Origin of the sequence: Microlunatus speluncae, assembly GCF_009299835.1 — a bacterium.
Taxonomy (GTDB): domain Bacteria; phylum Actinomycetota; class Actinomycetes; order Propionibacteriales; family Propionibacteriaceae; genus Microlunatus; species Microlunatus speluncae.
This window is the reverse complement of record NZ_VKCZ01000009.1, coordinates 196183-203162: the sequence shown is the minus strand read 5'-3', so window position 1 is coordinate 203162 and position 6980 is coordinate 196183. Positions and strand designations below refer to the sequence as shown.

Annotated in this window: 6 protein-coding genes; all 6 read left to right on the top strand. The window is 68.7% G+C overall.

Features of this window, described 5'->3' with window-relative positions:
* Positions 1 to 646: 646 nt before the first annotated feature.
* The 6 genes from FNH24_RS13725 (at position 647) to FNH24_RS13700 (ending at position 6972) form a co-directional block, all read left to right on the top strand.
* On the top strand, positions 647 to 1297 hold the full coding sequence (locus tag FNH24_RS13725) for a hypothetical protein (RefSeq protein WP_152362744.1): 651 nt from the start codon (positions 647 to 649) through the stop codon (positions 1295 to 1297).
* 152 nt (positions 1298 to 1449) lie between these two features.
* The gene (locus tag FNH24_RS13720) at positions 1450 to 1929 is read left to right on the top strand and encodes an NUDIX domain-containing protein (protein ID WP_217428209.1); all 480 of its coding nucleotides are present in this window, start codon (positions 1450 to 1452) and stop codon (positions 1927 to 1929) included.
* Positions 1930 to 2154: 225 nt separating this feature from the next.
* The gene (gene rpsA / locus FNH24_RS13715) at positions 2155 to 3648 is read left to right on the top strand and encodes a 30S ribosomal protein S1 (RefSeq protein WP_152362743.1); all 1494 of its coding nucleotides are present in this window, start codon (positions 2155 to 2157) and stop codon (positions 3646 to 3648) included.
* 162 nt (positions 3649 to 3810) lie between these two features.
* Positions 3811 to 4407, top strand: coding sequence for a dephospho-CoA kinase (coaE, locus tag FNH24_RS13710; RefSeq protein ID WP_152362742.1), 597 nt, complete (start codon positions 3811 to 3813; stop codon positions 4405 to 4407).
* Positions 4408 to 4507: 100 nt separating this feature from the next.
* Positions 4508 to 5944 (top strand): PrsW family intramembrane metalloprotease, encoded by a 1437-nt coding sequence (locus tag FNH24_RS13705; protein WP_246186878.1) that lies wholly within the window; start codon positions 4508 to 4510, stop codon positions 5942 to 5944.
* Positions 5941 to 6972: a hypothetical protein gene (locus tag FNH24_RS13700; protein ID WP_152362741.1), complete on the top strand. Its 1032-nt coding sequence runs from the start codon at positions 5941 to 5943 to the stop codon at positions 6970 to 6972. The genes FNH24_RS13705 and FNH24_RS13700 overlap by 4 nt, the downstream gene beginning before the upstream one ends.
* Positions 6973 to 6980 lie beyond the last annotated feature (8 nt).

The window sequence follows — 6980 nt, the reverse complement described above, 5'->3', positions numbered from 1 at the left end:
GAAGTCGAGACCACCCACTACGCTGCAAGAAACCGTCTCATCCCGACCGGGTAGAGACACAAACCGAGGTACCCGGAAAACCCGGGGCGGTTCACACCTGGTCGCCCGGTGACGAACTAGCCGCCGCCCGCAGCGACCGAGCCGACAGATCGAATCCAAGGCAACCAAGGCCAGTCACAGTCCGAGTCAGACCCAGCCGCCACGAGCGACACCTCAATATCCTCACAGTCACAGTCGATGCCCAGCCAGAGACTTTCGCCGCCAACACCGGCGCCCGGCCGCATAACGTGACGGACCGCCGTGACCCGCCCGCTCCTTGGCGCGTCTTTCCGGCCGTCAGGCCGAAGCTGGAGAGGCACTGTCTGGCTCGCCCTTCGACAGGCTCAGGGAGCGAACGCTCGACTGGCTCAGGGAGCGAACACCCTCACCGGCTGCCCAGCCCGAATAGGAAGCGCGACAAACGGATCACAGGTCATCGGCGGATCCAGGCCGAGCCTGTCGAAGGCAGGTCCGATCAACCTCGCCATGGGATCATGGACTCACTTGAGGGGTGAGGCTGCGGATGATCATCGGGTTCCGGCGTGGACACCGGCCGGCCAGGGATCGCGATACCTGGCTGCCGCGATCGCGGGGTCGGTGGCTCCTGATGGCGCTCGGTGCGGTGGTGCTGACCGTGGCACTGCTCGGCGCTGCCGGGCCGTTCCGGCAGACGCAGGAGTTTCGTGCGGTGGTCGACTGCGAGCACGGTCTGGAGGACTGCTTCGCCCGCGAGCCGGCCACGATCGCCGCCCGGCGGACGTACACCACGACGTCGACCAGCACGGATGCGAACGGGCACACCAGCACGACCACGACCACCCACTACGAGGTGACCTGGCAGCGGCCCGACGGCCAGCGGCAGGCCCGCGACGTGGGGCCTGAGTTCTACGAGAAGGCGCGGGAGGGACTGCCGGCCGATCTACGGACCTGGCGCGGCGAGGTGGTCGGGGTCGAGGTGATGGGGGCCGCGGCCTGGTTCCTGCCGGCGTCCGGCGAATCGCTGAGCTACTGGCTCTATCTGGCCCATCTCGGTCTCGGGATGCTGCTCTGGGGGTTGATCTTCGGCTGGTGGGACGGCTTCTTCATGCTGATCTTCCGCGGGTTCGCCTGGATGTTCCTGAGCTTCATCCCGGTCCACCTGCTGACCCAGTCGCTGGCCTTCGGGCTGGAGCCGGGCGTCGGGCTGGTGGTCGAGATCGGGTTCGGCCTGGCCTTCCTCGGCATCGCCGGCTGGATGCTGATCAGCACGCTCGACTGATGACGCGCCACACGGTGTGACGCCCCGTGAGATCGAGGGGAGGCCGTGGCGCCGTGACATAGCGGTCAATTTGGCCGCGACTACCCGGCCAAGTTGACCGCTGTCTTGCACGTGCCGCCGCGTATCGATCAGTGGCGGGTAGCCTCCTTCCGGTGACGGACGAGCTGCTGGATCGGGCGAGTTTCCTGGCCACCCTGCCGCGGCGGCGGATCGCCGCCGGAGCGGTGTTCACCGACGACGCCGGCCGGGTGCTGCTGGTCGAGCCGACCTATCGGGCGGACTGGATCCTGCCCGGCGGGACGGTCGAGGTGGACGAGTCGCCGGCGATCGGCTGCCGGCGAGAGGTGCTGGAGGAGCTCGGACTCGACCGGCCGACCGGCCGGCTGCTGGTGGTCGACTGGATCGCACCCGAGCCGCCGACCGATCCGCACGGGGCGCTGATGTTCGGCTACGACGGCGGCGTGCTGGCGCCGGCAGAGATCGCGGCGATCCGGCTGCAGGCCGAGGAGTTGCGTTCGTACCGCTTCGTCCCTAGCGACGGGCTGGCCGACTTTCTGAAGCCGCGGAACCAGCGGCGGGTCGCGGCCGCGCTGGCCGCCCTGGCCGACGGTAGGGTGCACGAATTGCCGTGACCGGATCCGGATTCGGTCTCGCCGCCGGACCGGCCAAATTGACCCTGCTTTGCCGACGGCGATAGGCTGATGTGTCGCTGTGGCCTGCGCGACCTCGGACGGAGTGGGTCACGCTCGTACACCCTGGGCAGCTGGCAGCACTTCACGGTCTCGGCACAACGGTATGTACGGCTCGGGCTGCAGCTACGCCGAAAATCTAGTCCAGCCATATCGGAGCCCTACTACATGACGTCCTCCCTAGAAGCGCCGCCGCAGGTCGCGGTAGACGACTTCAGTTCGCCGGAAGCCTTCCTCGAGGCTATCGACGCAACAATCAAGTACTTCAACGACGGTGACATCGTCACCGGAACCGTCGTCAAGGTCGACCGTGACGAGGTCCTGCTCGACATCGGTTACAAGACCGAGGGGGTCATCCCCTCCAAGGAATTGTCGATCAAGCATGACGTGGACCCGCATGAAGTGGTCAGCGTCGGCGACGAGGTCGAGGCCCTGGTCCAGCAGAAAGAGGACAAAGAGGGCCGGCTGATCCTGTCCAAGAAGCGGGCTCAGTACGAGCGCGCCTGGGGCACGATCGAGAAGATCAAGGAAGAGGACGGCGTCGTCACCGGTCAGGTGATCGAGGTCGTCAAGGGCGGTCTGATCCTCGACATCGGCCTCCGCGGCTTCCTGCCGGCCTCCCTGGTGGAGATGCGCCGGGTCCGGGACCTGCAGCCGTACGTCGGCCAGGAGCTCGAGGCCAAGATCATCGAGCTGGACAAGAACCGGAACAACGTCGTGCTGTCGCGGCGGGCCTGGCTCGAGCAGACCCAGTCCGAGGTGCGGCAGAGCTTCCTCACCCAGCTGCAGAAGGGCCAGATCCGCAAGGGTGTCGTGTCCTCGATCGTCAACTTCGGCGCCTTCGTCGATCTCGGCGGCGTCGACGGCCTGGTGCACGTGTCGGAGCTGTCCTGGAAGCACATCGATCACCCCTCCGAGGTGGTCGAGGTCGGCCAGGAGGTCACCGTCGAGGTGCTCTCCGTCGAGATGGACCGCGAGCGCGTCTCGCTGTCGCTGAAGGCGACCCAGGAAGATCCGTGGCAGGCGTTCGCGCGGCTGCACCAGATCGGCCAGATCGTGCCGGGCAAGGTCACCAAGCTGGTGCCGTTCGGTGCGTTCGTCCGGGTCGAGGACGGCATCGAGGGCCTGGTCCACGTCTCCGAGCTGGCCGAGCGCCACGTGGAGATCCCGGAGCAGGTCGTCCAGGTCGGCGACGACGTCATGGTCAAGATCATCGACATCGACCTGGAGCGGCGCCGGATCTCGCTGTCGCTCAAGCAGGCCAACGAGAGTGTCGACGTCAGCGCGGAGGAGTTCGATCCGGCGCTGTACGGCATGGCCGCGACCTACGACGACCAGGGCAACTACGTCTACCCGGACGGCTTCGACCCGGAGACGGGCGAGTGGCTCGAAGGGTTCGAGGAGCAGCAGGCGACCTGGGAGCAGCAGTACGCCGAGGCGCACACCCGTTGGGAAGCCCACAAGAAGCAGGTCGTCGAGGCCGAGAACGGCGAGGCCGCAGCCGCGGCCGCACCGTCGTCGGCGTCGTACTCGTCGTCCAGCGGCAGCAGCAACAGTGGTGGCGGCGGCTCCGCTCCGACCCCCAGCGCCCCCGAGGGTTCGCTGGCTTCGGACGAGGCCCTGCAGGCCCTGCGGGAGAAGTTGACCGGCAGCGCCAACTGATCACCTGATCACCGAACGGCCCCCGAACGCACACCGCGCGTTCGGGGGCCGTTTCACATCCGCCCCAGGTTTTTCACGTTAACGTGAAGAACTGACGCTTTGTGCACGTTGCAACTGTCATGAAGCGTCAACAACGTTCATGAAGCCGAGGAAGGGGTACGGATGCGGATCGCGCTGACCGGGGGCATCGCCTCGGGCAAGACGGCGGTGTCGGAGTTGTTGCGCGACAAGGGCGCGGTGATCATCGACTCCGACGTGCTGGCCCGCGAGGTGGTGGCGCCGGGGACGCCCGGCCTGGCCGCCGTCGTCGAGCGGTTCGGCCCCGGCGTGCTGACCGGTGACGAGCTGGACCGGGCCGCGCTCGGCAAGATCATCTTCGGCGATCCGCAGGCCCGTCGTGATCTTGAATCGATCACCCACCCGCTGATCCGGCAGCGTGCCACCGAGCTGGAACAAGCCGCCCCGGACGACGCCGTGGTGATCCAGGTGGTCCCGTTGCTGGTCGAGGCCGGCCTCGCCGCCGGCTTCGACCTGGTGATCGTCGTCGACGCCGACCCGGGCCAGCAGCGGGAGCGACTGAGCCGGCGCAACGGGCTCGACGAGCGGCAGGTCGAGGAGCGGCTCTCCGCCCAGGCCTCCCGCGAGCAACGGCTGGCGGCGGCCGACCTGGTGGTCGACAACACCGGCCCGGCCGACCGGCTGCCGACCGAGGTCGACCGCTTGTGGGCACGGCTCCACGACATTCGGCACGCGAAGTGACATACTCTCCGGCGGACCCACCTGCGGCCGGTTCTTCGGCCGCGGAGCCGGGGTGTCGAACGTAGCCGATGATGTCGGCTGAGCCCGTAGGAGGACTCGCGTGGAGTGTCCACGATGCCGAGCCGAACTACCCGAGGTCGCGCATTTCTGCCATGTCTGCGGTCTGGACCAACGGTCCACCGACCAGGCCCGGCGGAAGGCGTTCGCGGTCAAGCCGGATGAGCCCGTCGCCTCGTTCGCGCTGATCTCGACGATCATGCCGCGCGGGGTCGGGCAGCGGCCGCAGACGTACCGGATCGCCCTGGTGATCGCGCTGGTCGTGGCGCTGGTCGCCGCGATCTTCGGCGCGTTGCCGATCGCCGTGCTGGTGGCGGCGTTCGCGATGCCGGTGATCTACATCGTCTATCTCTACGACGTGAACATGTGGGACGACGCCCCGGTCCCGGTGACCGCGATGGCGTTCGGCCTGACCGGGGTGCTGGCGATCGCGTTCACGATCATCTGGACCGGGCTCCGCGGCCCGCAGGTGATCACCGGCGATCTGTCCGGCGTCGGTGGCGGGCCCACCGTCGGTGGCCTGCTGCTGGCCGCGCTGCTGGTGCCGGTGATCGGCGAGGCGATCCGCCAGGTCGGTCCGGTGATCTTGGCCAGCCGGCCCAAGTTCGACGACCTGATGGACGGGCTCACCTTCGGCGTGATCTCCGGCGTCTCGTACGCGACCTTCGACACCCTGGTCCGGCACTGGAGCCTGCTCACCGGCGGGCTGCAGTCGGCCGACCCCGGGGTCTGGGTGCCGCTGATGTTCCTCGAGGGCTTCGTCAAGCCGTTGATCATGGGCACGGCGACCGGCATCGCCTGCGCCGAGTTCTCCGGCCTGGGCCGGGGTTACGACGGCTTCACGCCGCGCTACTTCCGCGGCCTGGCCGAGGCCGTGGTGGCCAACATCGCGTACGCGGCCGGGGCCTATCTGTTCTCCTTCCTGGGCAACCTGGCCCTGAGCATCTCGCTCAACGTGGTCTGGGGCGTGCTGATCCTCGGCATCCTGATCCTCCGCGTCCGGACCGTGCTGCACGCCGGCCTGATGGAGGCGGCGCTGGAGCGGACGGCCCGCGAGGCGGGGATCGGCGAGCTCGGCGAGCTCGAGTTCTGCGCCCGCTGTGAGATGCCGCTGTTCGAACACGCCGCGTTCTGCAACGCCTGCGGTACGGCGGTCCGGGTGCAGCCCAAGGCACACCGGGCCAAGGCGATGGCCGGCGCGGCCGCGACCGGCGGCGGGGTCGTCGCGGGCGACGCGCCGGCGGGCGACGGGCAACCGGAGGACACGTTGATCCAGGAGCGGAACCAGCCGCCCGCCGGCACGGACCAGGCGGTTGCCCCGGAGCAGTTGGACGCCGAGCAGTTGGACGCCGAGCAGATGGACGCCGAGCAGTTCGAGGCGGAGCCGCTGCCGGACACCGACCAGCCGGAACCTGTCATCGAAACACCACCACCGTCGTCCGAAACGGATCGCGGCCAGGGTGAGGAGGGCCGGTCATGAGCCAGCAGCCGGGCCAGTGGGGCCAGCAGCCGCCGCAGGGCGGGCAGCCGGGTTGGCCGCCGCAACAGGGCCAGCCGCCGCAGCAGGGTCAGCCGCCGCAGCAGGGTCAGCCGCAGTATCCGCAGCAGGGCCAGCCGCCGCAGCAACCGCAGCAGGGTGGCGGTTGGGGGCAGCAGGGCGGCTACCAGCAGCAGGGCGGGTATCAGCAGCAGGGCGGCTACCAGCAGGGTGGCTATCAGCAGGGCTACCAGGGTCAGCCGGGCGGCTACGGCGGCGGTCAGCAGCGTCCGCCGGGTGGGCCGGGTGGGCCTGGCGGCCAGCAGCCGGGCCAGCGCAGCAGCGCGATGATCATCGGCATCGTGGTCGCCGCGGTCGTCCTGCTGGTGGCGGTCGGCGGCATCTTCATGGCGCTCAACCGTGGCGGTGAACCGACGGCGACGATCACGCCGACCAACACCGCACCGCCGACCGAGGACCCGTCGGAAGATCCCTCCGAGGATCCGTCCGACCCGCCGTCGGAAGACCCGACCCAGCAGCCGTCCAGTGACGACCCGAGTGACGACCCGACCGGCGGTGGCGGCGGGGGCAAGGCCGTCGACCTCGGCAACGGGGTCAGCGTGACGCTCGCGAGCGGCTGGGGCCTGGCCGAGAAGCATGCGAACTCCTTCGAGTTCTCCAACGGCAGCGACGCGTTCTACGGCCAGTCGATCGTCGGAGCGTCGGGGACCGCGTCGCAACTGTGCGATGCCTTCATGAAGAGCGTGGCCGAGGACATGACCAACACCAAGTTCCAGGCCGCCAAGACCATCGACACGGGCGGCAGTCTCGATGCCGCCCAGTGTGGGATGTCCGGCACCGCGACCGGCAGCGGCGGGTCGGTGCCGATGGGGGTCGCCGCCGTGATCGGCAAGAACTCCGACGGCACGGTGGGCGCGGGCTGGTTGGTACACACCAAGTCCACCAAGGAGCAGGCCATCGAGGACTACAAGTCGATGGCCGTCTCGATCCTGCAGTCGCTGGCCAGCTGACGGAGCGG